Annotated in this window: 23 protein-coding genes and 2 pseudogenes; 19 read left to right on the top strand and 6 right to left on the bottom strand. The window is 42.7% G+C overall.

Going from position 1 to position 25,927, the window contains the following annotated elements; translation table 11 throughout:
- The first annotated feature begins 45 nt into the window (after positions 1–45).
- From NFS18_RS11135 to NFS18_RS11125, 3 genes are all read left to right on the top strand, one after another.
- Positions 46–1,962: an OPT family oligopeptide transporter gene (locus NFS18_RS11135; protein ID WP_251390107.1), complete on the top strand. Its 1,917-nt coding sequence runs from the start codon at positions 46–48 to the stop codon at positions 1,960–1,962.
- A gap of 2 nt (positions 1,963–1,964) precedes the next feature.
- Positions 1,965–2,324 carry a PqqD family protein gene (locus tag NFS18_RS11130; RefSeq protein WP_251390106.1) on the top strand — a complete coding sequence of 120 codons (360 nt, stop codon included), beginning with the start codon at positions 1,965–1,967 and terminating at the stop codon, positions 2,322–2,324.
- 178 nt (positions 2,325–2,502) lie between these two features.
- Complete coding sequence (locus NFS18_RS11125; RefSeq protein WP_251390105.1) at positions 2,503–3,819, top strand: Na+/H+ antiporter NhaC family protein; 1,317 nt, start codon at positions 2,503–2,505, stop codon at positions 3,817–3,819.
- On the opposite strand, the pseudogene NFS18_RS11120 reads toward NFS18_RS11125, so the two are convergent.
- From NFS18_RS11120 to NFS18_RS11105, 4 genes and pseudogenes are all read right to left on the bottom strand, one after another.
- A pseudogene (locus tag NFS18_RS11120) lies at positions 3,816–4,175 on the bottom strand (sigma-70 family RNA polymerase sigma factor); the annotation flags it as partial. The gene NFS18_RS11125 and the pseudogene NFS18_RS11120 overlap by 4 nt on opposite strands.
- Positions 4,165–5,874, bottom strand: a complete 1,710-nt coding sequence (locus tag NFS18_RS11115; protein WP_251390104.1) for a recombinase family protein — start codon at positions 5,872–5,874, stop codon at positions 4,165–4,167. The pseudogene NFS18_RS11120 and the gene NFS18_RS11115, both read right to left, overlap by 11 nt.
- 375 nt (positions 5,875–6,249) lie before the next feature.
- On the bottom strand, positions 6,250–7,545 hold the full coding sequence (locus NFS18_RS11110; protein ID WP_251390161.1) for an ATP-binding protein: 1,296 nt from the start codon (positions 7,543–7,545) through the stop codon (positions 6,250–6,252).
- A gap of 251 nt (positions 7,546–7,796) precedes the next feature.
- Entirely contained in the window at positions 7,797–8,012 is a 216-nt protein-coding gene (locus NFS18_RS11105) for a hypothetical protein (protein ID WP_251390103.1), read from the bottom strand.
- 297 nt (positions 8,013–8,309) lie between these two features.
- Here NFS18_RS11105 and NFS18_RS11100 point away from each other — a divergent pair, with 297 nt between their 5' ends.
- Positions 8,310–8,534, top strand: coding sequence for a hypothetical protein (locus tag NFS18_RS11100; protein WP_251390102.1), 225 nt, complete (start codon positions 8,310–8,312; stop codon positions 8,532–8,534).
- On the opposite strand, the gene NFS18_RS11095 is transcribed toward NFS18_RS11100, so the two are convergent.
- Together NFS18_RS11095 and NFS18_RS11090 are read right to left on the bottom strand one after the other, a co-directional pair.
- Positions 8,531–8,842, bottom strand: coding sequence for a helix-turn-helix domain-containing protein (locus NFS18_RS11095; protein WP_251390101.1), 312 nt, complete (start codon positions 8,840–8,842; stop codon positions 8,531–8,533). The two genes, NFS18_RS11100 and NFS18_RS11095, sit on opposite strands and share 4 nt — an antisense overlap.
- A 163-nt stretch (positions 8,843–9,005) precedes the next feature.
- Positions 9,006–9,293: pseudogene (locus NFS18_RS11090) on the bottom strand (sigma-70 family RNA polymerase sigma factor); the annotation flags it as partial.
- A gap of 254 nt (positions 9,294–9,547) precedes the next feature.
- Between NFS18_RS11090 and NFS18_RS11085 the strand changes: the two are divergent.
- The 15 genes from NFS18_RS11085 (at position 9,548) to groL (ending at position 25,814) form a co-directional block, all read left to right on the top strand.
- Positions 9,548–10,558: an XdhC family protein gene (locus NFS18_RS11085; RefSeq protein ID WP_251390100.1), complete on the top strand. Its 1,011-nt coding sequence runs from the start codon at positions 9,548–9,550 to the stop codon at positions 10,556–10,558.
- 33 nt (positions 10,559–10,591) lie between these two features.
- Positions 10,592–11,572 (top strand): NTP transferase domain-containing protein, encoded by a 981-nt coding sequence (locus NFS18_RS11080; protein WP_251390099.1) that lies wholly within the window; start codon positions 10,592–10,594, stop codon positions 11,570–11,572.
- Between the two features lie 99 nt (positions 11,573–11,671).
- Entirely contained in the window at positions 11,672–12,691 is a 1,020-nt protein-coding gene (locus NFS18_RS11075) for a molybdopterin-binding protein (protein WP_251390098.1), read from the top strand.
- A 34-nt stretch (positions 12,692–12,725) separates the two neighbouring features.
- A complete protein-coding gene (moaA, locus tag NFS18_RS11070; protein WP_251390097.1) occupies positions 12,726–13,763 on the top strand; it encodes a GTP 3',8-cyclase MoaA in 1,038 nt (345 codons plus the stop codon).
- Positions 13,764–13,765: 2 nt separating this feature from the next.
- Entirely contained in the window at positions 13,766–14,296 is a 531-nt protein-coding gene (locus NFS18_RS11065) for a MogA/MoaB family molybdenum cofactor biosynthesis protein (protein ID WP_331477659.1), read from the top strand.
- A 66-nt stretch (positions 14,297–14,362) separates the two neighbouring features.
- The gene (modA, locus tag NFS18_RS11060) at positions 14,363–15,247 is read left to right on the top strand and encodes a molybdate ABC transporter substrate-binding protein (protein WP_251390096.1); all 885 of its coding nucleotides are present in this window, start codon (positions 14,363–14,365) and stop codon (positions 15,245–15,247) included.
- Positions 15,248–15,370: 123 nt separating this feature from the next.
- Positions 15,371–16,075 (top strand): molybdate ABC transporter permease subunit, encoded by a 705-nt coding sequence (gene modB / locus NFS18_RS11055; protein ID WP_251390095.1) that lies wholly within the window; start codon positions 15,371–15,373, stop codon positions 16,073–16,075.
- Between the two features lie 64 nt (positions 16,076–16,139).
- Positions 16,140–17,258, top strand: a complete 1,119-nt coding sequence (locus tag NFS18_RS11050) for a sulfate/molybdate ABC transporter ATP-binding protein (RefSeq protein WP_251390094.1) — start codon at positions 16,140–16,142, stop codon at positions 17,256–17,258.
- Positions 17,259–17,590: 332 nt separating this feature from the next.
- Positions 17,591–19,144, top strand: coding sequence for a YifB family Mg chelatase-like AAA ATPase (locus tag NFS18_RS11045; RefSeq protein WP_251390093.1), 1,554 nt, complete (start codon positions 17,591–17,593; stop codon positions 19,142–19,144).
- Between the two features lie 9 nt (positions 19,145–19,153).
- Complete coding sequence (gene dprA, locus NFS18_RS11040; RefSeq protein WP_251390092.1) at positions 19,154–20,260, top strand: DNA-processing protein DprA; 1,107 nt, start codon at positions 19,154–19,156, stop codon at positions 20,258–20,260.
- A gap of 36 nt (positions 20,261–20,296) precedes the next feature.
- Positions 20,297–22,360, top strand: a complete 2,064-nt coding sequence (gene topA, locus NFS18_RS11035; protein WP_251390091.1) for a type I DNA topoisomerase — start codon at positions 20,297–20,299, stop codon at positions 22,358–22,360.
- Positions 22,361–22,520: 160 nt separating this feature from the next.
- Entirely contained in the window at positions 22,521–23,300 is a 780-nt protein-coding gene (gene codY, locus NFS18_RS11030; protein ID WP_251390090.1) for a GTP-sensing pleiotropic transcriptional regulator CodY, read from the top strand.
- 36 nt (positions 23,301–23,336) lie between these two features.
- Positions 23,337–23,657, top strand: a complete 321-nt coding sequence (locus NFS18_RS11025; RefSeq protein WP_251390089.1) for a hypothetical protein — start codon at positions 23,337–23,339, stop codon at positions 23,655–23,657.
- A gap of 183 nt (positions 23,658–23,840) precedes the next feature.
- Complete coding sequence (gene groES / locus NFS18_RS11020; protein WP_251390088.1) at positions 23,841–24,128, top strand: co-chaperone GroES; 288 nt, start codon at positions 23,841–23,843, stop codon at positions 24,126–24,128.
- A 63-nt stretch (positions 24,129–24,191) separates the two neighbouring features.
- On the top strand, positions 24,192–25,814 hold the full coding sequence (gene groL / locus NFS18_RS11015; RefSeq protein ID WP_251390087.1) for a chaperonin GroEL: 1,623 nt from the start codon (positions 24,192–24,194) through the stop codon (positions 25,812–25,814).
- The last annotated feature ends 113 nt before the right edge of the window (positions 25,815–25,927 follow it).

The raw sequence follows: 25,927 nt of genomic DNA, 5'->3' as shown, positions 1-25,927 counted from the left end.
TTCGCTATAATAATAGCGTTGTGACTAATGAAAAGGAGAGAGGATATGAATGACAAAGAATTTAAGCCATATATTCCGGCTGAAAGAGTAACACCTGAGTTAACAGTAACGTCTATTGTTATGGGTGTGATCCTTGCGGTGGTATTTGGCGCAGCAAACGCATATCTTGGATTACGTGTTGGTATGACAGTATCTGCTTCCATTCCGGCAGCAGTTATTTCTATGGGTGTAATCCGTGTGATCATGCGTAAAAACTCTATTTTGGAGAGTAATCTAGTACAGACGATCGGTTCTGCCGGAGAGTCTCTTGCAGCAGGAGCAATCTTTACTTTGCCGGCGCTTTTTTTGTGGGCAGCAGAAGGAAAGATGGACAAGCCGAGTATCGTAGAGATTACAGTTATCGCTCTGCTCGGAGGTCTTCTCGGAGTGGCATTTATGGTACCGCTTCGTAATGCTTTGATTGTAAAAGAGCATGGAACACTGCCATATCCGGAAGGAACAGCATGTGCAGAAGTTCTTCTTGCAGGTGAGGAAGGCGGCGCGAATGCATCTACAGTATTTGCGGGTCTTGGAATCGCAGCAGGATTTAAATTCATCATTGATGGATTAAAACTGGTTCCGAGTGAAGTTTCTTTCCGTGTAAAGGGATTTGCAGGAGAGATCGGAACTCAGATTTATCCGGCAGTAATGAGTGTTGGTTATATCTGCGGACCTAGAATTTCTTCTTATATGTTTGCCGGCGGATGTATCAGCTGGCTCGTACTGATTCCGTTGGTAGTACTGTTTGGAGCAGACGCAGTTTTGTATCCGGGAACAGCTCCGATTGGACAGATGTTTGCAGAAGGCGGAGCAAGTGCTATATGGGGAAGCTACATCCGTTATATTGGTGCCGGTGCTCTTGCTGCCGGTGGTATTATCAGCCTTATTAAGTCTCTTCCGCTGATTGTACGCACATTCCGCGATGCAATGAAGAGTATGAAGGGCGGTGTAGGAAGCACAAGTAATGCCCGTACAGATCAGGATATGAATATGAAGTTTATCCTTGTCAGCATTCTTGTACTGACGTTGCTTGTATGGCTTGTACCGGCTATCCCGGTAACAATTGTTGGAGCGATCATTGTTGTAATCTTTGGATTCTTCTTTGCTACAGTATCTTCCAGAATGGTAGGTCTTGTAGGAAGTTCTAACAATCCGGTATCTGGTATGGCAATTGCAACACTGCTGTTCGCTACAATTATCCTGAAAATAACAGGAGACGTTGGAGCACACGGTATGCAGGGCGCAATTGCAATTGGATCTATTATCTGTATCGTAGCAGCTATTTCAGGAGATACTTCACAGGATTTGAAGACCGGTTATCTGCTTGGCGCTACACCGAAGAAACAACAGATTGGAGAAGTTTTTGGTGTTGTTTCTTCAGCATTTGCTATCGGCGGTGTACTGTACCTGCTGGATGCAGCATGGGGATATGGTTCAGCAGAGCTTGGCGCTCCGCAGGCTATGCTTATGAAGATGATCATTGAGGGCGTTATGGATGGCAATCTTCCGTGGGCACTTGTATTTACAGGAGTATTCCTTGCAATTGTTATAGAAGTTCTGGGAATCCCGGTACTTCCATTCGCAATTGGTGTATACCTTCCGGTACAGCTTAACGCTTGTATCATGGTAGGAGGACTTGTTCGTCTGGTATTTGATAAGATGAATAAAGAGAAAAAAGAGAAAGAAAGAATCATCAATGATGGTATTCTCTACTGTTCTGGTATGATTGCAGGAGAAGGTCTTGTAGGTATACTTCTTGCATTATTCGCAATCGGCGGAATTGATAAGATGATTGATCTTTCTGGTATGCTGAACCTTTCAGAAGGTGTTGCCAACGTAGGCAGCCTTGTAGTTTTCGCTCTGGTTATTTTGACAGTATTGAAGTTTTCACTTTGGAGAAAACCTAAAAAAGAAAGTAAATAGTCATGAAGAAAAAAGATAATGTCATTTCGGAAAATTATCTGGAAAGGATTCCAATGCGCCCGGAAGGAATTCCGTGGAGTACGGATGATAAAGGAATTGTGACACTGGATATCGCGAACAGAGGTGTGTTTAACCGAATTGCACAGAAGTTTTTTCACAAGCCAAAAGTCACACATGTTCATCTGGATGAGACAGGCAGCTTTGTCTGGCCTCTTCTGGATGGAGAAAAAAATATTATTGAGCTTGGTAAAATGGTGAAACAGCGTTATGGAGAAAAAGCGGAGCCGCTCTATCCGAGACTGGCGAAGTTCTTTCAGGTATTAGACAGTTATCATTTCTTGAAGTGGCGAGATCTACGCTGAACTAATAGGATAAGGTGTCATATATAAAAGGAGTTGTTGTGAAAGCAGCAGCTCTTTTTATGATAAGTCTTGTCTAAACTCGTGAAATACTGTATATTGTATGGTAAGCTTATTGAACTGATCTCAATTCAATAAGATATATGCAAGTTAGAATCTAAAGGAAAAGGGGAATTTACAAATGAAGAAAAGTAATCCAATTGCATTGCTGCCTATCGGGGTATTTCTGGTGCTTTATCTGGGACTGGGAATTCTTTTTGAATATGTTCTCAAAATACCGATGGGATTTTATAACATTCCGATTATTATTGCATTTCTGGCAGCAATTCTGGTTGCCTGTCTGCAGAATCGGAGTGTGAAGTTTGATGACAAGCTGGAGGTGATGGCGAAGGGACTTGCGGATAAGAACATCATTACCATGCTCTTGATTTTCCTGACAGCAGGAACGTTTGTCGGCGTAGTAGGAAGAAGCAGTGCGGAAAGTGTGGCATACTTTATGCTGGGATTGATTCCGACGCGGTTTGCAGTAGCGGTTCTCTTTGTAGTAGCCTGTTTCGTATCTACGGCAATGGGAACATCTGTTGGAACTATTACACTGCTGACTCCGATTGCAGTTGCTGTTTCTACAGCATCCGGCTTCAATACATCGCTTTGTATCGGTTCTGTTATGGGCGGAGCAATGTTTGGCGACAATTTGTCATTTATTTCTGATACAACAATTGCAGCATGTAACGGACAGGGCTGTGCTATGAAAGACAAGTTCCGTGAGAATTTCGGGATTGCGCTTCCGGCAGCGTTGGCAACGCTGGTGTTGATTCTTGTGCTGTCTTTCAATACAGAGTTGAATGGAGGTGTAACAGAATCTTACAATCTGATCCAGATTATTCCGTATGTGCTTGTTCTAATTGGGGGAATTGCAGGAATTAACGTATTTGTTGTACTTATGATAGGAATTGTATCTGGTGCCGCCATTATGCTGGGGACAGGACAGACAGCGCCGACAGATCTTCTGGCAAATATGGGCTCCGGTGCAGCAGGTATGTTTGAGACATCAATGGTTGCAATTCTTGTAGCGGCAATGTGCGCTCTGATACGGGAGTATGGCGGATTTGAGGCATTATTATCTGCCATCCGTCGGGTATTCAAAGGAAGACGCGGCGGACAGCTTGGAATGGGTCTTCTGGTTGGTGCAATGGATATTGCAACAGCCAATAATACAGTTGCAATTGTTATGGCAAATCCGATTGCGAAAGAGATGGCAAAGGAGTACGAAATCAGTCCGAGAAAGGCGGCCTCCCTACTGGATACATTTTCCTGTGTGTTCCAGGGAGTCATTCCTTATGGTGCGCAGATGTTGGTTGCGATTTCTGCAGCTTCTGAGCTTGGATATGAAGTATCAGCTTTTCAGATTATGCCAAATCTGTTTTATCCGGGACTTCTGCTGGTGAGTTCACTGATTTTCATTTCTTTTGCGCCGCATAAGACAGAAAATAATTAAAAGAAAATACGAAGTTTCTCGATAGCGCTTTTTTCAATCCGGGAAACATAGGAGCGGGAGATACCCAGTTGCCGGGCTATCTCCCGTTGTGTATATTCTTCTCCGTTATAAAGACCATATCTCATTTTCAGAACGAGCTTTTCCCGTTGGGAAAGTTCATTTTCTACTTTTTCATATAGTTTTTGGATATTTTCCCGGAGCTGGATTCGTTCGGGAACATCATCTTCTTCTGCCTCAATGATATCGTACAGTTTGATTTCATTACCTTCCCGGTCTGTTCCGATAGGTTCATAAAGGGAGATTTCTTTGTTTGTCTTTTTCTTGGCGCGCAGGTACATGAGAATTTCATTTACTATCCTCACCCCAATGCGTTTTTGCTGCAGCAGCAATTTCCGGATACTCGATTTCATCATCCCTGACACCAAACAGAATGACATGAGCATTGACGCCATCCCAAACCACCTTACGCACGATGGTGCGAATGGCAGCACGTTTCTGTTCAACAGTCATTTCATCAATGTCATCCTTGAAGATCGTCAGCAACTGACGAAGCAAATCAAATTCAACATCACTAAGAGTGTGCTGTGAAGTCAGACCTTCCAGTTCCTGAATACGCTGTTCAAGAGACTGGTATTCTCCATTCAACTGTTCAATTCGTTTGGTCACGTGAGCCTTAGCAAGGCTGTCTCCCATATCTACAAGGGAGTCTACCAGAGAATTGATTTTCTTCTCTGCATCTGCCTTTTCCTTTCGCATATCATTCAATCGCTGTTCATAGTCCATACGATTGCCAGTATAGAATCTGCGGCTCTGTTCCAACTGTGCGATGAAAATATCTTTGTCCTCTGCAAGCATTTTAATCTGCTCGACTACAGCCATATCCAATGTATTGCCGTTGGCATTCTTGCTGTTGCATACAGATCTCTGACTGCGTTCTTTCATCTTGCAGACATAGGTGTAAATAACCTTGTTATCTGCAGTTTTGCGTTTGCTCATTTTTGGATACATACGCTCACCGCAACTACAGAACAACAGACCGGTCAAAAGTGCTTCGTTGCTGCGTGGCTTTCTGAAAGATTTGGATTTATTGCGTTCAAGAGATTCTTGAATCTGTACCCATACCTTGCCCGGAATCAGACCCGGATGCTTGCCAACAGATACAATCCATTCGCTTGCAGGAAGGTACTTTGTGGCTCTGCCTTTTTCCTGATCGGTACGGTTGTAAGCCATAATACCATGCTTGTTGTCAAAAGCATCTTTCTCTGAGAACAAGTCTGTGTCGTTCTGAATGAAGAAATTATAAGCATCTTCATCCGCAATCATATAAACCGGATTCTGTAAAATAGCTTTGATGGAAAATCGAGTAAAGTAATTATTGTTCTTCGTTTTGATACCTTGTTTAATCAAAGCTGCTTCGGTCAATGTCAGAGAGTCCGTTTCTATATATAAGTCATAAATCATTCTGACAATATCCGCTTCTTCCGGAATCAGTTTCAGCTTGCAGGCTTTCTTTGATTTTCCATCAATCGTTACACTCTTGACTGCTTCAGAAGCATAGCCGGTAGGCGTTGTACCACCAAGCCAGCGACCTGTCTTTGCCAGTTCGTGCATATTGTCACGGATACGCTCTGCAATGGTTTCACGTTCCAACTGAGAAAAAACAGATGCGATATACATCATAGCTCGTCCCATAGGAGTGCTTGTATCGAACTGCTCTTTAATAGAAACAAAAGAAATATCCAGACGAGCCAGTTCCTCGATCAGACTGGCAAAGTCGCTAATATTACGGCTGATACGGTCAAGACGATAAACGATGATAGCCTTAAACTTTCGTTTCTTGGCAGCATCCATCATTTTCTTGAAGTCCGGACGATTCAGATTACCACCGGAAAAGCCCTCATCTTCAAACACGACCACTTTATCTACAGCTGCATCGCCAAAATGCACACGAATATATTCTTTACATAGTTCTACCTGATTACCGATACTTTCACCTTTTCCGGTAAATTTAGACTTACGGGAATAGATAGCTATGATGTCTTCATTTTTCCGCATTTCATATCCTCCTTATCTTGATATGTTATGTGTCTTGCGGTATTATAACATAGCGTAGCGATAAAGTAAACAGATTGGAGGTATTACTATGACCTTGCAAATGAAGGAACGGCAGGGTGTAAACGAAGCATTAAAGGCTCGTGACCAGATGGCATGGGTGGGGGGCTTGCAATAACATTCTTTGTTTTTAAGGGAATAAGAAATCCACCAGTCTCAGATTGAGTTCTGGTGGATTTTCTGAATTATGGATTCTATTTGATTGAATTTAGAGGCTAAACCTGATTATTTTCCTTCCATTAACTTTATGATCCTTTTAAGGTTTACTGCAAACGGAAACCATACGCCAAAGCACATAACTGTCACAATAGTTAATACTTATTTTTCAAGAATCTGCGGATCAAGAAGGAAGTCATAAATGTTTACAGTTAAGATACCATAGTCATCATAATAGGGCTGTACAATATCTTTGGTAACAACGATTTTCTTGAAAGAATCATCAATCTTTCTAAACGGTCTAATTTCCTGAGTACGCTTCGCTTCATCTGGCAGCGAGTATGCAGACTGGATATAGTATCTGGACGAACCAAGATTGCATACAAAATCAACTTCAAGTTGTTTACGGATAACCTTACCTTCCTGAGCTCGTTCTGCAATCGGTATTACACCTACATCCACGCTGTAGCCACGCATACGAAGTTCATTATAAATTACATTTTCCATAGAATGGGTCTGTTCAAACTGACGGAAATTGATTCTGGCATTGCGAAGTCCAAGATCGGAAAAGTAATATTTCTTTGGAGTTTCAATATATGCCTTTCCTTTAATGTCATATCTTTGTGCTGATTCAATCAAGAATGAATCCTCAAAATAATCCAGATATTTCTTAATGGTAGCGGAAGTGATTCTGGATTTCTTTACCGTCTTGAAAGTATTCTTCAATTTTTCCGGATTGGTCAGCGAACCAATGGCAGAGGAAAGAATATTCAGTAGATCTTCCAGTTCTCCGATGTTCTTCACTCGGTTACGCTTGGTAATATCTCGAAGATAAATCTCATTGAACAGATTCTGTAATACAACTGCCTTCTCGTTTGCTCCCTCACGAAGAACAACCAGAGGGATACCGCCATACAGCATATATTCCGATAAGCCCATGTACTTATCACCATTGTAAATGGTCATAAACTCGGCAAAGCTCAGGGGATACATATGAACCTCGTCGCCACGACCGGCGAACTCGGTGGCAATGTCTTTGGACAGTAATTTTGCATTACTTCCAGTCACAAATACATCCATATTATCTTTGCGCAGATAACCGTTCAGAACAGCTTCAAAACAATCCAACATCTGAATTTCATCAAGAAGCAGATAATACATTCCTTCGCCTACAACTTTGGAACGGATATATGCCATGAACTTTTCAGGGTCAACTCCACGCTTTTCCTTTTCAATCTTAATCAGGCTTTCTCCAATGAGATAAAGATCATCTGCTGAATCAAATGCAAAACGGATAATATGGTCAGCATCAACTCCGCTTTCCAGTAAGTGTTGATAAAACAGGTTATTCAGCAAATAAGACTTACCACATCTGCGAATACCAGTAATAACTTTAATAAGTCCGTTGTTTTTCCTTTTTATCAATTTATCCAAATAGAAATCTCTGCGAATCTCCATCATCAAAACCTCCTTGCGAAAGATTTTTGCAACTTGTTGCACTTTTCTATTCTATTATATCCAGATAGACTTCAAAAATCAATATATCAGATGCTCTTTAGAATAGATTTTTGTGACTTATTGCATTTTTCTATTCCGTAATCATATTATATGCTTTAGTAGCGATTATTATCCCGTATTTTAATCGTATTCTTGCAAAAGAAGCAGCCACACACCGAAGTGCATGACTGCCATAATAGTACTGTTTGATATTATTCTTGAGGCGTTCCTCTCAAATGGAAAAATTGCTTTTGATCCTCAACTCTCCACCCTTTGATATATGCTGCTTTATGAATAAATGCTACGGCATGACCATGTCCACCCAGAATGTATTTGTTGTACATCTCTACTGGAATGGGGCAGACAAATCTGCTGTAAGCTGTCAAGCAAAGTACGGCAAGAAATAACGGACGGTTTGATTTTTTCAACAGCCACTTCCTGCACCATCGGGTGTAAAGCAATTACATGACCTTCCATTGCCTGCACAAAGCCTTTTTCCATCCTTAGTAATGCCAATCGTATCGGTGGCATCCAGACCTACTTTTTCTTCTTTTAGTTTGTTCAACAGGAGTATTGGCTACATAATTCCGGTTTCCAACAAACGAGCTGACATTTCTACAGCCAAAGTATGACTGTGAACCGTTTGGATGATTTGCGCCAAAACAGGCGTTATATTGTGGGTATAGCGGACAACTTCTCTCTCATAGACTGAAATAACGAGGGAGGTGCGTGGTATCGCAAGAAAGAGTGCTCCAATCAATGTAATTGTCCATTATCCAAAAACCATAGAAGGTCAGCGTGAATTGGCAGAGCGTGTTGCAGGTGTCCACGCAAGCTTGGTCAATCAGCATATTAAAAAACTGAATTGTCCTTCTGATCAGAAGGTACAGTTATTGGATGCAGTTATAAAATCTGCATCCATAGAGAAAGCAGGTGAACAAACTCCTTAAAGTTTGAACACCTGCTTTTCGTCATTCTCCCAATACCTGAGTGTTCCCGGATCAAGTTTTATCAACCGGGCAAACTGTTTCTTTTTCAAGCCAAGACTCTCACGATATTCTCGTATCATTTTTCCTTGTCCTTTATATAAGAAGCGATTGAAATCAAAGTCTATGTAATGTCCTCTGGTTATTCCAATCAAATCTGCAGCTTCTTTCTGCATCAGCTCCATGCGATGACGGCACCAACGGAGCCTGTCCTGCACATTCGGTATGTCTTCATAATTCTGATACTGCTGATTGAATAATTGCGCTTCCAAGAGCTTGCGGGGGCTATCAGTCGGAAACTATGGATATACATAGGTGCATACCTCACATAGCCGTCCGAAGTGGAACAAAGGATGTAGATGTTCTCGGAAACTTGTGCCAGAATACGCCACTTTGGTGCTTTTCTGCTTTGGGGGGATTGGTTCCCCACCATAAACGCATCTGCGAGAGGATAGCATTATCAATACATTTGGAAGCATAGGCGGCAAGCCGGTTTCCTTTTTCAGCATTGAAGGTAACAACTGCCTTGATCAGACCAATGGTTCCGATAGAGATCAAATCCTCCGGATCTTCCTCTAGATACTGGTATTTCTTAACAATATGTGCAACAAGACGGAGATTGCGCTCAATTAAGATATGCTTTGCCTGAAGGTCGCCTTCTGTATATCGTTGGATATAGTATTTTTCTTCCGAAGGAGTGAGAGGAGTTGGAAATGATTTCAAGATGGCACCTCTTAGCACATTTGATATAGTTTATGTATGAAATATCATTTTTGTGCTTTTCCATATAGGATTTAATATTGGTATAAAAAATCTATTTTCATCTGATGTCTTTCAACAGTGAAAATTCATCATTATATCTAAAAAATAATTAGAATAGAGGTAAAAAACTGACAGATTTTTGAAAAAGGGCTGTTAAATGAAAAAAGACTGTGGTACAATGGTGAAAATAAGGCTGAGAGAAAGAAGGCGAAGCTATGAACAGTTTGATTGATGCTTTGCAATTATATATGGAAGAAGAGCGTGAAGTCGTGCTTCTGACGATTTATGGACGTACCGGAAGTGCGCCGCGTGGTGCGGGCGCACACATGGTTGTGGGTGAAGAAGGAAGGATCTTTGGCACGATTGGCGGCGGAGCAATAGAATATGAGGCGGAGCAGCAGGCGATCAAGTTGTTAAAGGAGAGACATTCCTGTTGTGCTCATTATTATCTTACAGAAAATGAGGTACAGGACTTAGGCATGGTCTGCGGCGGTGAGGTAGATGTGGCTTTTATTTATCTGAATCCGCAGGAACATCTCATGAAGGAAAGCATTTCGTTCTGTAAAATGCTGGGAGATCAGGAGGAAACAGCCTGGCTGATTCTGGATATTACAAAAGGAAGCGGCGGATTTGCTTTCTACGGAAGAAAGCATGGTACGATGGGAATGGCAGTTCCCGAAGCGGTTATCGACAATATGATGTCGGCATTTGGCATGGTGGAAGTGGACGGTCATATGTATTATTATGAGCGGCTGATACAGCAAGGCAGAGTATACATTTTTGGAGGAGGACATGTGGCGCAGGCTCTTGTTCCGGCGCTGGCGGCAATTGATTTTTCTTGTATTATCTTAGAGGACAGAGAAGCTTTTTGTAAGCCGGAATTATTTCCGCAGGCAGAACGGGTGCTGAAGATCAATATGCAGAGAATCGCAGATTTTGTTCAGATTACAGAAGAGGACTATGTTTGTGTGATGACACGCGGGCATAAAAATGATACAATAGTACAGGAACAGGTTTTAAAAACACCGGCACGATATATTGGTGTGATCGGAAGCAGGAAAAAGAAGGCGGCGGTATTTCAGATATTGAAGCAGCTTGGAATGACAGATGCGGATTTGGGGCGGATTACAACACCGATTGGTTTGGAGATTCAGGCAGAGACTCCGGCGGAGATTGCAGTGAGCATTGCGGCACAGATGATTCAGGTGCGCGCAGGGGGAAAGTAAGCTACAGGTGATGAAAAGGCGGTGGATGTCAGTATGGTGCAAAAAGCAGGCACAACATGGTCGAAGGCAACGATCGGTGCTATTATCACGGCAGCGGGAACGGGAGAACGCGGAGGCGCGGCTCATGCGCTTATGAAGGTGCGGGGCATGAGTCTTGCCGAGCATATTGTTGTGAATTTTCAGCGTGCAAACGTAAAAGATATTGTTTTGATTACCGGAGTGGAATGCGAAGAATTGAAAAAGACTCTCAGGGGTTTTGGTGTTACATTTCTGCAAAATGAAGGATATGAACAGTCTGAAATGCTGGATTCAGTCCGACTGGGGCTGAACTACCTGCAAGATCGGTGTGACAGAGTTCTTATCTGTCCAGTAGATGTTCCCTTTTTTTCGGCAGATACAGTGGAGAGACTTTTAAAGATTAATGCGTCTGTCGTAATCCCATCTTATGATTATCGCGGTGGACATCCGGTGGTACTTGCAAAAAAAGTATTTTCTGATATTATGAATTATAATGGAACAGAAGGTCTGCGGGGCGCAATTAAGGGACTGTCTCAGAAACCTGAATATGTGGAATTAAAAGATGAAGGAATCGCTTCACCTATTCAAAACGGGACGATAAAGCAAGCAGTGGCAGAGGTACACCATAAGAATCTGGACCGGGCGCAGGTTAAGGTGAGATTGGTACATACAAAGCCTTATTTCGGACCGGGAATGGTGACACTGCTGAGACAGATACACCGTCTGGGAGCTGTGCGTGAGGCAAGTGAGAAAACAGGAATCTCTTACAGTAAGGCATGGAACATGATCCATACGGCAGAGATAGAATCGGGACTGGAGCTTGTCAGACGTCAGCCGGGCGGAAAATTTGGCGGTATGGCAGAAGTGACAAAAGAAGGTCTGGAATTAATCCGCAAATACGAAGAATTGGAAAAGTCCGTGGAGAAGTTTGCAGAAGAAGAGTATAAGAGAATTTTTGGAGAGTGTGGAAAAAGTATAGAAAGAGGCGGAAAGTAATTCTGAAATGTCCGCTTTGTTTTTGGGAAGCGAATGGTTTTTAAAAAATAAACGAAAGCATTTGTCTGGAAGCATGATGGAAGTACAAGGAGGAACGTTATGAAATTTATGAAAACCGAAGAAGCAGTGGGACAGATTTTGTGTCATGATATTACACAGATCATTCCGGGAGTGACAAAAGATGCGGTGTTTCGCAAAGGACACATTATCAGGGAGGAAGACATTCCGGTATTATTGAGTGTGGGAAAGGATCATATTTATATCTGGGAAAATGATGAACGTATGCTTCATGAAAATGACGCGGCAGAGATTCTCTACAGTATGTGTAAAAATGAAAATATGCGTCCCAGCGATATCAAGGAAGGAAAAATTGAATTGATCGCCGAGTGTGACGGACTACTGAAGGTAGATTCGGAGAAATTGAATAAGATTAACAGTCTCGGTGAGATGATGATTGCCAGCCGTCATGGTAATTTTCCGGTGAAGGCAGGGGATAAGCTGGCGGGAATGCGTGTGGTTCCGCTTGTAATTGAGAAAGAGAAAATGGAACATGCAAAGGAAGTCTGTGGAGAAGGTTCTATCTTTGTACTGAAAAAATTCAGTCACAAGAAGGTCGGCATTGTGACAACGGGAAATGAAGTTTATCATGGAAGAATTGAGGATAAATTTACTCCGGTTTTGGAGGCAAAACTGGCAGAATACGATACTGAATTGATCGGACACCGTGTCAGTGATGACAATCCAGAGCGTGTGACCGAGTATATTAGAGAGCTTTTGGAGTTAGGGGCAGATATAATTTTGTGCAGCGGTGGAATGAGTGTAGATCCGGATGACAGAACTCCGCTTGCTATTCGCAATACAGGAGCAGAGATTGTGACTTATGGCGCGCCGGTTCTGCCGGGAGCTATGTTTATGCTTGCATATTATCAGGTAAATATTCCGATTGTGGGGCTTCCGGGATGTGTGATGTATGCAAAGCGGACGGTCTTTGATCTGGTATTGCCCCGTCTGATGGCAGACGAGATTTTGAAAAAGGAAGATTTGGATTGTCTGGGAGAGGGTGGCTTATGTCTGTCTTGCCCAATCTGTACCTTCCCGAATTGCGGTTTTGGTAAATAAAGAAAAAATATATTTGTATACGGAGTGAAAAGTGATGAAGGACCAGTATGGAAGAACCATTGACTATATGCGGATTTCGATTACAGACCGTTGTAATCTTCGGTGCAGATATTGTATGCCGGATGGTGTGGAGCTGGTATCCATGGGCGAGATATTGACCTATGAAGAAATTGAGCGGATTTGCCGGGCAGCGGCGCTGGAAGGAGTCCAAAAGTTTAAGATTACCGGGGGAGAGCCGCTTGTGAGGAAGGGCTGTGTTGATTTGGTAAAGAGATTGAAAGCTATTCCGGGGATTGACCAGGTGACATTGACAACCAATGGTGTACTTCTTGGAGAATATGCGGATGAACTTGCTGAAGCAGGTCTAGATGGTATAAATATCAGTCTGGACAGTATGGACGCAGCACGGTATCAGTGGATTACCGGACGGGATGAACTGAGCAGGGTGCTGCAGGGAGTAGAGACAGCGCTGACAGTGGGATTGAAGGTAAAGATCAATGTAGTATTACAAAAAGAAGTAAATGAATCAGAATGGGAAGCACTGGCAGAACTGGCAAAGTACAGACCTGTGGATGTACGGTTTATAGAAATGATGCCGATCGGATATGGGAAAGGTCTGTGTCCCGTTTATAATGAGGATATTTTGCAAACGCTGCGGGAAAAATATCCTCAGATTGAGCCAGACGGGAGAGTGCATGGAAACGGGCCCGCACAATACTATAAAATTCCGGGATTTCAGGGAAGCATTGGCTTTATCAGTGCAATTCACGGGAAATTCTGCGGAAATTGTAATCGGATCCGCCTGACATCACAAGGAGAATTAAAGCCATGTCTGTGTTATGGAGAATCTTATGATCTGCGTGAGGCATTGAGAGGCGGCTGTACAGAAATAACAAGAAATGCGGCAGATGAATCTTGCGTTTTATCAGACAATGGGCAGATATGCGAAAATGATTTAAAAGAGATTCGGGAAATTCTGAGGAAAGCAATTACACAGAAGCCGAAACAGCACTGTTTTGAACAATTGCAGAACATCACGGAAGATAAGCGAATGGTGCAGATAGGAGGGTGAGTATGGGACATATAGATGAAAAACATGCAGGGAAGGGAGAGACTTCTTTTACCGCTGCAGTTATTACGCTGAGTGATAAAGGATTTACGGGAGAACGTGAGGATAAAAGCGGACCGTTTATTTGCCAGATTCTAGAGAAAGAGGGGTACGAAGTAAAGGAAACCTTGCTTTTGCCAGATGAGCAGAAACAATTGGAGGATAATCTGTGCAGGCTGGCAGACGAATTGAAGGTAGACGTTATATTTACAACCGGGGGAACCGGATTTTCAGAGAGAGATGTGACCCCGGAGGCAACGGCTGCAGTGTGTGACCGGATGGCAACAGGAATAGCCGAGGCAATCCGGTGGTATTCACTCAGCATTACGAATCGTGCGATGCTGAGCCGTGCTACATCAGGTATTCGGAAAAAGACGCTGATCGTGAATCTGCCGGGAAGCCCCAAGGCGGTAAAAGAAAGCTTGGAGTATGTTCTGCCTTCACTGGGACACGGACTGGGGATTTTGGTCGGTACTGCCGGGGAATGCGGCAGATAGAATTTATTTTTTGAAAGCGAATGTTATTCAAATAATAATCGATAGACTGAGAAAAGGAGTAGAATTATGAAGAAGAGAGTTGCAGCAGTTTTGTTAACAGGTGTAATGGCATTGGGCTTATTCGGTTGTGCGGGTGGTACAGAGAAGGGGGAACGCAAGCAGACAGAGAATGCAGCAGAAGAAACGATAGGAGTGGAAGAAACAGAGATTCAGGTGTTTATTGCGGCCAGTCTGAATCCTGTGATGACAGAATTGGCAGAGATGTACAATGAGAAACATCCGGAAGTTAAACTTGTGTATAATGCAGACAGCTCGGGCACATTGCTGACACAGATTCAAGAGGGGTATGAGTGTGACCTCTTTTTTTCAGCGGCGCAGAAACAGATGGATACATTAGAGTCTGACGGGCTGATGGTAGATGGTACAAGAGAAAATGTAGTAAACAATCAGGTTGTTGTTATAACGTTAAAAGACAGCGGAACAAAGGTTACAGGTCTTGAGAATCTGGGAGATGCAGAGAGCCTCGCTCTCGCGGGAGGCAGTGTTCCGGTTGGAAAATATACCCGTCAGGCTTTGGTGAGTCTTGGGATTCTTTCGGAAACGGAGGACGTGTCCAAGATTGCAACAACAGAGATTGCTGATGCGCTTGGTGGTGTAGAAATCAGTGAACAGGACAATGTAAGTAAGGTGCTTTCTGCGGTTGTGGAGGGTTCTTGTGAAGTAGGGACAACATATTATTCTGATACGTATGGATATGAAGATGAGCTGGAAATTTTGGAAACTGTACCGTATCATTTGACAGGAAATGTTATCTATCCGATTGCAAGAGTTGTCAATGAAGAGGCAGATGAGGCACAAACAAAGGCAGCAGAGGATTTTCTTGCATTTATTCTGTCTGATGAAGCAGAAGAAGTATTTAATTCTTATTATTTTGATACTGATGTAGAGTAGATAAAAGGTTACTGTAAGAAAACATAAATGCGATAAAACAGTCCGGTGGACGTTTTTTAGTGACTATGAAGCCGAAAGCTGAGTAGTTACTCTGTGGGAATATTTTGAGTAAGGAGGGTACAGATGGAAGCAGTAATGGATGTATGGAAGGACTTGGACTGGAGTCCGTTGTTGATTTCACTGAAAACAGGAGTAGTGGCTACGTTTATTTCCTTTTTCATGGGAATTTATGCAGCACGGAAAGTTGTAAAGGCTTCGCCCGTAAAAAAAGCAATATTAGATGGAATCTTAACCCTCCCGATGGTACTGCCGCCTACGGCTGCAGGTTTTTTTCTGCTTTTGCTATTTAGCAGAAGGCGTCCTCTTGGTATCTTGCTTTATGAGCAGTTTGATATTAAGGTGGTTCAGACCTGGCTGGGGTGCATTATTGCAGCGACAGTGATTTCATTTCCGTTGATGTACCGTAATGCTCGTGCTGCATTCGAGCAGATTGATGTCAATCTGGTTTATGCCGCACGGACACTTGGAATGTCTGAAACGAAGATTTTTTGGAAGATTATACTTCCAACAGCAGGACCGGGAATTGCGGCAGGAACAATTCTGACATTTGCAAGGGCATTGGGAGAGTACGGAGCTACATCTATGCTGGCAGGAAATATACCGGGCAAGACAGGCACCATATCCCAAAAGATAGCGATGGTCATTCAGGACGGTGATTATGTGACTGCCGGTGTGTGGGTGGTAATTGTAATATTGATTGCACTCTGTGTGGTATTTTTTATGAATCTGATACTGGGAAAGCAGATGAAAAATACGAAGCAGTGGTAGGAGTACGGCAGTTTTGCCGAAAAGTTTAACTGTTATGTGAACAGTCATTATAGGAGATTGAAGCATGGGCATATCAATTGATATCCGAAAAAATCTGGGAAATTTTCAATTGGAAATACAATGGAAAAGTGAAGTGTCAAGAATCGGGATATTAGGGGCATCCGGTTGTGGAAAGAGTATGACGTTAAAAAGTATTGCCGGAATCGAGACACCGGATGAAGGGCAGATCTGTGTTGATGGAAAGTTCCTTTTTGACAGTGGAAAGAAAGTGAATCTAAAGCCTCAGCAGAGAAGAGTCGGTTATTTGTTTCAGAACTATGCGTTGTTTCCGCATATGACTGTGGAGAAGAATATTGCCGCAGGGCTGAAGGGAAGCAAAGCAGAGAATCAGAAACGAGTACAGGAGATGGTACAGAAATTCCGGCTGGATGGTCTGGAGAAACAATTGCCCGGGCAGCTTTCAGGAGGACAGCAGCAGCGTGTTGCACTGGCAAGGATCATGGCGTATGAGCCGGATGTGATTCTGTTAGACGAACCGTTTTCCGCATTGGATGGATTTCTCAAAGACCGTTTGCAGTTGGAGTTAGAAGAAATGCTGCAAGATTATCTGGGAATCGTTATTATGGTTTCTCATAACCGGGACGAATTATATCGCTTCTGCGATGAGTTAGTGATTCTGGACAAGGGCGCGGTAGTTGTAAACGGGGACACAAAAGCGTTATTTGCCAGACCGCGGTACAAAGAGGCGGCAAAATTAACTGGATGTAAGAATTTCTCAGATGTGCGGCGGATCGATGCACATACGGCTGAGTTGACTGAATGGGGGATTATATTGAATCTACAGCAGGAGCTTCCAGAGAATTGTACAAGTTTTGGATACCGGGCGCATGATTTCGTTCCAATATGGGGGGAACGCCGAGAAAATTGTTTGAAAGTACAGGTACTAAGCAAGGCAGAGCTGCCCTTTGAGGTGCAATATTATCTGCAGACAGAGAAGCAGTCAGACGTGAATAGTGCGAATATGCAGATACAAGTGAAACATTCCGGGATAGAAAAGGACAGTTCCACAGTAGAAAATGTAATAAGCTGGTTTATTCAGCGGGAACAGCAGCCTTTGCTGGCAGAAAAGGGCCTGCCAGATTACTTGCAGATGGTGGAAGAGCGTTGTATGTTTCTGGAGTAACAGTTTAGTATAAGAATCAAAAATAAGAACGTGGCTTAAGGATAGGAGTACTTAAGCCACGAAGTGCTTCTCTTACAGAATTGCGGCTGGTCTGAAGCATTGCAGACATATCACGTCTGAATTCATTATATTCTAGTATGAATCTTTCCGTCAAGGTTGTTATATAAAAACCGCTTGCAAATACGATAGCCGCGTGATATACTCACATCACAAATCCAGTTTTCTGAGAATTCTGTATATTCTAAAAGGTCTGTGGCAGTCGTCACATTGAAAATCAGATTTGTAAATTGAACTTAAGATAATGGGAAAACAAACAGAAAGGATGTGTGTACATGGGGTTTAGCAGTGTACAGTCTGCTGCTATTTTCGGATTGAAGGTAGAATTGGTTAATGTAGAGGCAGACGTAGGTAATGGACTTCCGGCATTTCACATGGTGGGATATCTTTCGTCGGAAGTGAGAGAAGCAGGAGAACGGGTCAGAACAGCAATCCGTAATTCGGAGATGGATTTTCCCGCAAAAAAAGTTATTATTAATTTGGCTCCGGCGACAATGAAAAAGAGAGGAGCAGCATTTGATCTGCCAATAGCGGTTTCCATACTTACTTCTCTTGGTAAGATTTCGCAGGAGAAGCTGTCCTCTATGCTGATTGTAGGAGAACTAAGTCTGGATGGTAAGGTACAGCGTGTTCCGGGGATTCTGCCGATTGTACTGGCGGCGAGAGAGATGGGAATAATGAGTTGTATGATTCCAAAGGATAATGTAAGGGAAGGTGCTCTTGTAGAAGGAATCAATATTATCGGAGTAGAAAGTTTAAAATCTGCATATGAACATTTATGCGGTATAAAAGAAATAAAAAAAATATCAAGAAAACAAAAAGCAATACATAGAAAGTCCAATAAAACATGTACGGAAGAACTGGATTATAGAGATATCCGAGGACAGCATGCAGTAAAGCGGGCGGCGGAAATTGCCGTGGCAGGAGGACATAATCTTTTGCTGGTGGGACCGCCAGGAAGTGGTAAATCTATGGCGGCAAAACGGATATCGACTATATTTCCGTCCATGACGCTGGAAGAAAGTATGGAAATTACAAAAATTTATAGTATTTTAGGAAAGGTAGATGAAGAAGCGCCGCTTATAGAGAAAAGACCTTTTAGAAGTATCCACCATACAGTGACAAAAACTGCATTGGTGGGCGGCGGAGTCATTCCAACACCGGGAGAAATCAGTCTGGCACATGGCGGCGTACTGTTTTTGGATGAATTGCCGGAATTTCAGAAAACTGTATTGGAGGTGCTGCGTCAGCCATTGGAAGAACGGGAAATCTGGATTACACGGGCGCAAGGCTCCTGCTTGTTTCCGGCGAACTTTATGTTAGTAGCTGCAATGAATCCTTGTCCCTGCGGGGCATATCCCAGTCAGAGATGTACTTGTACGCCGGGGCAGATACAGAATTATCTGGGCAAGTTAAGTCAGCCTTTTTTGGATAGAATAGATATTTGTGTGGAGGCTCCGAAAGTAGAATATGAGGCTTTGAAGCTAAACGGGACAATTAGAAACCCGGAGGAAGGTTCGGCAGAAATCAGGGGAAGAGTCTGCAAAGCGCGGGAAATACAGAATAAACGGTATCAAGGAGAAGAGACACGGTTCAATGCTATGATGAATGTAAGTGAGATGGAGGAATACTGTACTCTGGAGACGGAAGAGGAAAGGATGATGCAACAGGCGTTTGACAGGCTGTCACTGACTGCACGTTCATATCATAAGATATTGAAAGTGGCACGTACAATAGCTGATTTAGAAGGAAAAGAACGTATTGGCGCGGCGCATCTTGCGGAGGCGATAGGCTATCGGACACTGGATAAAAAATATTGGGGAAGATGAGGAACACAGATGAGAAAAAACAATGATATGGATTGGCCATACGAATATTGGCTGGCGTCAATGCACGGAATCAGCAATAAAAAAAAGCAGAAGCTCCGAGAATATATGAAATCGGCACAGGCGGTTTATTATATAGAAGAAACGGAATTAAAATCCATTAATTTCCTGACAGAAGAAGACAAAAATGTTCTGCGTATTGCACAAAATATGACTTCATTTGAAAAAGAATGGGAAGGATTGGCGAAACGAGGTATATGGATGGCATTGTGTTTTGAAGAAAAGTATCCTAAACGACTTCTTTCAATAGAAGACATGCCATATGTTATATATGGAAAGGGTAGTCTGCCCAAGGAAGGCGGCATTAGTGTTGCTATGGTGGGGGCAAGGAATTGTACAACATATGGGGAGTTGTATGCGGGCAGATTCGCAAAGGCGCTGACGGAGGCAGGAGCGCAGATTATCAGCGGTCTTGCCAGGGGGATTGACGGTGCAAGCCAGAGGGGGGCTCTGACAGGTGGGGGTAAAACATTTGCAGTGATGGGCTGTGGTGTGGATGTCTGTTATCCTCAGGAACATATTGGGCTGTATATGGATATTCTGGAACATGGGGGCGGAATCTTATCCGAATTGCCGCCGGGAACGAAGCCTTTGCCTTTTCATTTTCCAAAACGTAATCGGATCATCAGTGGATTATCGGATTATGTACTTGTTATGGAAGCAAAGGAAAAAAGCGGCTCTCTGATTACAGCAGATATGGCACTGGAGCAGGGAAGGGATGTGTGGGCGCTGCCCGGACCGCTCAATAGTGAACTGAGCAGAGGATGTAACATGTTGATACGTCAAGGAGCGGGGATTTTGGTTTCACCGGAAACACTGCTGGCAGATTTGAAACTATCAAATGTTAATTTTTTGGAAAATCAGGCAGAAACGAAAAAAATGCTTGAAACAGAAGAAAATATGGTGTATAGTTCAGTTGGTCTTTATCCCAAAAGCATTGGGGAGTTAATTGATGAGACAAAATTGTCAGTAACAGAAATCATGCGGCTTCTAGTGGGGCTGGAACTGAAAGGCTATATTAAAGAGATTACAAAAAATCATTATATAAGAATATATTGACGGAAATAATTCCGCCAGGGTGGAGGAAAGAGTGATATGGCACATTATCTGGTTATCGTGGAGTCACCAGCCAAGGTGAAGACAATTAAAAAGTTTCTTGGCAGCAATTATACAGTTGCTGCATCTAACGGACATGTCCGCGATTTGCCGAAAAGTCAGCTCGGCATCGGACCGGAAAACGATTATGAACCGAAATATATTACGATCAGAGGTAAAGGAGATATTCTTGCCAATTTGAGAAAAGAGACAAAGAAAGCAGATAAAGTCTTTCTGGCAACTGACCCGGACCGTGAGGGAGAAGCAATTTCATGGCATTTGGCTGCGGCATTGAAACTGGATGATAAGAAAATGTGCCGTATTACATTTAACGAGATTACAAAGAATGCAATCAAGGCATCTTTGAAAGAGCCGCGCGAGATTGATATGAATCTGGTAGATGCACAGCAGGCGCGCCGTGCGCTGGACCGTATGGTGGGGTACCGCATCAGTCCGCTTTTGTGGGCGAAGGTTAAGAGAGGGCTAAGTGCGGGGCGTGTCCAGTCTGTAGCGCTGCGGATTATTGCCGACAGGGAGACAGAAATTGATGCATTTATCCCGGAGGAATATTGGTCATTGGATGTGATATTAAAGGTTAAAGGAGAAAAGCGTCCGCTGACTGCCAAGTTCTATGGAACCGATGGAAAGAAGATGACTATTTCTTCCAGAGAAGAGTTGGATCAGATTCTGAAGGCAATTGAAAATGCAGAGTATCATGTGAAGGATGTTAAGACAAGTGAGCGTCTGCGTAAGGCTCCGCTTCCGTTTACAACCAGTACATTGCAGCAGGAGGCAGCAAAAGTATTGAATTTTGGAACTCAAAAGACCATGCGTATTGCTCAGCAGTTGTATGAAGGTGTGGATATTAAAGGCAATGGGACTGTCGGTGTTATCACATATCTGCGTACGGATTCTACCCGTATTTCTGAGGAAGCAGATGCGGCGGCAAGAGAATATATCGGAGAAACTTATGGTAAGGATTATGTTGCGGCAGGAAGTTCTGAGAAGAAATCTGATAAGAAGATTCAGGATGCCCATGAGGCGATTCGTCCGTCTGATGTGACAAGAACTCCGGCGGCTTTAAAAGATTCTCTGACAAGAGATCAGTTCCGTTTGTATCAGCTGATTTGGAAGCGGTTTGTTGCAAGCCGTATGCAGCCTGCAAAATATGAGACTACCTCTGTAAAGATCAAAGCGGCAGAATATCTGTTTACTGTATCTACATCCAAGGTAGTATTTGAAGGATTCCGTACCGTATATATTGAGGCGGATGAAGAGAAAGAAGTGAGTAATGTACTGGTTGGCGGGCTCTCTAAAGAGTCTGTGCTTACGAAGGACAGTTTTGATGAGAAACAACACTTTACCCAGCCGCCGGCACATTACACAGAGGCAACTTTGGTAAAAGCTCTGGAAGAGCAAGGTATCGGACGTCCAAGTACTTACGCTCCGACTATTTCCACGATTCTTGCCCGAAGATATATTACAAAAGAAGGTAAGAATTTGTATATGACAGAGCTGGGCGAGGTTGTGAATAATATTATGATGCAGTCATTCCCAAGCATCGTAGATGTAAGCTTTACTGCCAACATGGAAGGGCTTTTGGATATGGTAGAAGAAGGAAAGGTGCCGTGGAAAGAAGTTATCCGCAATTTCTATCCGGATTTGGACGAGGCAGTGCAGATTGCCGAGAAGGAACTGGAAAGTGTAGAGATCGAGGACGAAGTGACTGACGTTGTCTGTGAAGAATGTGGGCGCAATATGGTCATAAAATATGGACCCCACGGCAAATTCCTCGCTTGTCCGGGATTTCCGGAATGCCGTAATACTAAACCGTATCTGGAGAAAATTGGCGTACCATGTCCGAAGTGTGGAAGTAATGTCGTGATTCGTAAGACAAAGAAGGGCAGAAAATATTTTGGATGTGAGAATAATCCGGAATGCGATTTTATGTCATGGCAGAGACCATCCAGGGAAAAATGCCCGGAATGCGGCGGATATATGGTAGAAAAGGGAAATAAAGTAGCATGTGCCGATGAAAAATGTGGTTATGTAAAGAAAATATAATAAAATTTAAAAGTGGATGGGTTAATTTTGTTGCTATTTCGAGAATTGTATGATAACATGAATTTACCGAGCATTTTAGGGTGATTTGTGTATACAATTTAAGGCGAATATGTGTGAACTACAGAATAATCTGTAGTACTAATAAAAACGGAGGAGAAGAATGAGCGTACAACTATTAGATAAAACCCGGAAAATAAACAAGCTGCTCCATAATAACAATTCCAGTAAGGTAGTATTCAATGATATCTGTGCTGTGCTGACAGAGATATTGAATTCTAATGTACTTGTTGTCAGCAGAAAGGGCAAGGTTCTCGGAGTAAGTAAGTGTGAAAGTGTACAGATGATCGGAGAGCTGATCGGGGAGGCTGTCGGTTCTCATATTGACGATATGCTCAATGAGCGTATGTTAAGTATACTGTCTACGAAAGAGAATGTTAATCTGGAGACGTTGGGATTTTCATCAGTATCTGTGGCAGGATATCAGGCAATTATCACACCTATCGATATTGCAGGAGAACGTCTGGGCACATTATTTTTGTACAAACAGAATGAGACATATTCCATTGACGATATCATTTTAAGTGAGTATGGAACCGCAGTTGTAGGTCTGGAGATGCTTCGTTCCGTGAATGAGGAAAATGCAGAAGAAACAAGAAAAGAGCACATTGTGCAGTCTGCAATTGGAACACTTTCTTTTTCAGAGCTGGAAGCAATCATTCATATTTTTGAAGAACTGAACGGTGTGGAGGGGATTCTGGTAGCAAGTAAGATTGCAGACCGTGTGGGAATTACCCGTTCTGTTATCGTTAATGCACTTCGTAAATTTGAGAGTGCGGGGGTCATTGAGTCCCGTTCCTCCGGCATGAAAGGTACATATATCAAAGTCCTGAACGACTATGTATTTACAGAACTTGAGAAGATTAAAAAAGAGAGAATGTAAAACAGATGTAAGACTTAAAGATAAAAGGAGAAGAACATGTACGAAGGTAATCCGGTTGATTTGCGTATGGTAAAAACAATTTCAGCGGACGCGGTTCTGGATGAAGCAATACACAGAGCCCGTGTGTTCCGGTATGATATGGAAGAAGACTACATTTATCTGGAATTAAGGGAAAAAGATTTGACTGCAATTTCACTGGATGCAAAATATCGGTGTTATATTGCAACGAAAAATGAACTTCTCTATTGTACAGGTGTTGTAAAAGAGCGTTTTCAGTCGGAAGACGGCAATATGCTTGTATTCCGTATTGAGAACGGATTTTACAATGCAGTGGAAACCCGCGGAAATGGTTTTTGACTGCAAATAATTAAACAAAGATATCCCAGCTCATATGCAGCTGGGATTTATTATATAAACTTAATATAAAAATATGAGAATCTCTGTTGACAAATGAAAGCCAGAGTGCTATTTTATATTCATGGCTTAGCACTCAAAAGAAATGAGTGCTAACAAAAAGTAGAATATTAAGGAGGAATTATAATGAAATTAGTACCATTGGGCGACAAGATTGTGTTAAAACAGTTAGAGGCAGAAGAGACAACAAAATCAGGAATCGTTCTTCCTGGTCAGGCAAAAGAGAAACCACAGGAAGCTGAAGTAATTGCAGTAGGTCCTGGTGGAATGATAGATGGTAAAGAAGTGGTTATGCAGGTAAAGGCAGGAGATAAGGTTATTTATTCCAAGTATGCCGGTACAGAAGTGGAACTGGAAGGACAGGAATATATTATTGTAAAACAGAATGATATACTTGCTATAGTGGAAGCATAGAGAGCTTCTTTATAAGTAAAAAGGTTTTTAACTGAATTAAAAAATTGACAGGAGTGAAAGATTATGGCTAAGGAAATTAAATATGGCGCAGAAGCCAGAGCAGCATTGGAGAAAGGTGTCAATCAGCTTGCAGACACCGTTAGAGTAACACTTGGACCGAAAGGAAGAAATGTTGTACTGGATAAGTCTTTTGGCGCGCCGCTTATTACAAATGACGGCGTAACAATCGCTAAAGAAATTGAACTGGAAGACGGATTTGAAAATATGGGTGCACAGCTTATCCGTGAAGTTGCTGCTAAGACAAATGATGTGGCAGGTGACGGAACAACAACAGCAACTGTACTTGCACAGGCAATGGTCAACGAGGGAATAAAGAATCTGGCAGCAGGTGCTAACCCGATTGTTCTTCGTAAAGGAATGAAGAAAGCAACTGACAAGGCTGTAGAAGCAATTGCAGAGATGAGCAGCAAAGTAACAGGAAAAGAGCAGATTGCAAGAGTTGCAGCAGTATCTTCCGGTGATGATGCAGTCGGACAGATGGTAGCAGACGCTATGGAAAAGGTATCCAATGATGGTGTTATAACAATTGAAGAGTCCAAGACAATGCAGACAGAACTTGATCTCGTAGAGGGTATGCAGTTTGACCGTGGATACATTTCCGCATATATGGCGACAGACATGGAGAAAATGGAAGCGGTGCTGGATGATCCGTTTATTCTTATCACAGATAAAAAGATTTCCAACATTCAGGATATCTTGCCGTTGCTGGAGCAGATCGTACAGTCAGGTTCCAGACTTCTGATCATTGCAGAGGATATCGAGGGAGAGGCGCTTACAACTCTCATCGTCAACAAACTGCGCGGAACATTCAACGTTGTAGCTGTAAAAGCTCCGGGATATGGTGACAGAAGGAAAGAAATGCTACAGGATATTGCAATTCTGACAGGCGGACAGGTGATTTCAGAAGAACTTGGCATGGATCTGAAAGAAGCAACACTTGATCAGCTCGGACGTGCAAAATCAGTGAAAGTTCAGAAAGAGAATACTGTTATCGTAGACGGTTATGGAGAGAAAAAAGCAATTTCAGACAGAGTTGCGCAGATCAAAAAAGGAATTGAAGAGACAACATCTGAATTTGATAAAGAGAAATTACAGGAGAGACTTGCAAAACTGGCTGGCGGTGTAGCAGTTATCCGCGTTGGCGCAGCTACCGAGACAGAGATGAAAGAAGCAAAACTTCGTATGGAAGATGCGCTGAATGCAACAAGAGCTGCTGTAGAAGAGGGAATCATCTCCGGAGGTGGTTCTGCATATATCCATGCATCCAAAGAGGTTGCAAAATTGGCAGAGACACTGGAAGGTGACGAGAAGACAGGAGCAAATATCATTTTGAAGGCACTGGAAGCTCCCCTGTACCACATTGTAACAAATGCTGGATTAGAAGGTGCAGTTATTATTAACAAAGTCAGAGAGTCTGAGAATGGATATGGATTTGATGCATACAAAGAAGAATATGTGGATATGGTAAAAGAAGGTATTCTGGATCCGGCAAAGGTAACAAGAAGTGCGCTTCAGAATGCAACAAGTGTAGCATCTACACTTTTGACAACAGAGTCTGTTGTAGCAACAATTAAAGAAGATACACCGGCAATGCCTGCAGGCGGAGCAGGAATGGGCATGATGTAAAAATGTCTTTTATGAGGCTGTACGAAAAGTACAGCCTTCAGACTGTAGACAAAGTTGGTGCTGGAGAAGAACTCCAGCACCACTTTTCGATAAAATCTATTTTTTCTTTTGTC

This window comes from Mediterraneibacter agrestimuris, from assembly GCF_943193195.1.
Classification (GTDB): domain Bacteria; phylum Bacillota; class Clostridia; order Lachnospirales; family Lachnospiraceae; genus Schaedlerella; species Schaedlerella agrestimuris.
This window is presented reverse-complemented; position numbering and strand designations above follow the sequence as displayed.

Coding starts and splice junctions, on each gene's coding strand:
- NFS18_RS11135 (WP_251390107.1), top strand. CDS start 46: ATGAATGACAAAGAATTTAAGCCATATATTCCGGCTGAAAGAGTAACA.
- groES (WP_251390088.1), top strand. CDS start 23,841: ATGAAATTAGTACCATTGGGCGACAAGATTGTGTTAAAACAGTTAGAG.
- modB (WP_251390095.1), top strand. CDS start 15,371: ATGGAAGCAGTAATGGATGTATGGAAGGACTTGGACTGGAGTCCGTTG.
- topA (WP_251390091.1), top strand. CDS start 20,297: ATGGCACATTATCTGGTTATCGTGGAGTCACCAGCCAAGGTGAAGACA.
- NFS18_RS11075 (WP_251390098.1), top strand. CDS start 11,672: ATGAAATTTATGAAAACCGAAGAAGCAGTGGGACAGATTTTGTGTCAT.
- NFS18_RS11065 (WP_331477659.1), top strand. CDS start 13,766: ATGGGACATATAGATGAAAAACATGCAGGGAAGGGAGAGACTTCTTTT.
- NFS18_RS11115 (WP_251390104.1), bottom strand. CDS start 5,874: ATGCGGAAAAATGAAGACATCATAGCTATCTATTCCCGTAAGTCTAAA.
- modA (WP_251390096.1), top strand. CDS start 14,363: ATGAAGAAGAGAGTTGCAGCAGTTTTGTTAACAGGTGTAATGGCATTG.
- codY (WP_251390090.1), top strand. CDS start 22,521: ATGAGCGTACAACTATTAGATAAAACCCGGAAAATAAACAAGCTGCTC.
- moaA (WP_251390097.1), top strand. CDS start 12,726: ATGAAGGACCAGTATGGAAGAACCATTGACTATATGCGGATTTCGATT.
- NFS18_RS11025 (WP_251390089.1), top strand. CDS start 23,337: ATGTACGAAGGTAATCCGGTTGATTTGCGTATGGTAAAAACAATTTCA.
- NFS18_RS11080 (WP_251390099.1), top strand. CDS start 10,592: ATGGTGCAAAAAGCAGGCACAACATGGTCGAAGGCAACGATCGGTGCT.
- NFS18_RS11045 (WP_251390093.1), top strand. CDS start 17,591: ATGGGGTTTAGCAGTGTACAGTCTGCTGCTATTTTCGGATTGAAGGTA.
- NFS18_RS11130 (WP_251390106.1), top strand. CDS start 1,965: ATGAAGAAAAAAGATAATGTCATTTCGGAAAATTATCTGGAAAGGATT.
- NFS18_RS11110 (WP_251390161.1), bottom strand. CDS start 7,545: ATGGAGATTCGCAGAGATTTCTATTTGGATAAATTGATAAAAAGGAAA.
- NFS18_RS11085 (WP_251390100.1), top strand. CDS start 9,548: ATGAACAGTTTGATTGATGCTTTGCAATTATATATGGAAGAAGAGCGT.
- NFS18_RS11125 (WP_251390105.1), top strand. CDS start 2,503: ATGAAGAAAAGTAATCCAATTGCATTGCTGCCTATCGGGGTATTTCTG.
- groL (WP_251390087.1), top strand. CDS start 24,192: ATGGCTAAGGAAATTAAATATGGCGCAGAAGCCAGAGCAGCATTGGAG.
- NFS18_RS11050 (WP_251390094.1), top strand. CDS start 16,140: ATGGGCATATCAATTGATATCCGAAAAAATCTGGGAAATTTTCAATTG.
- dprA (WP_251390092.1), top strand. CDS start 19,154: ATGAGAAAAAACAATGATATGGATTGGCCATACGAATATTGGCTGGCG.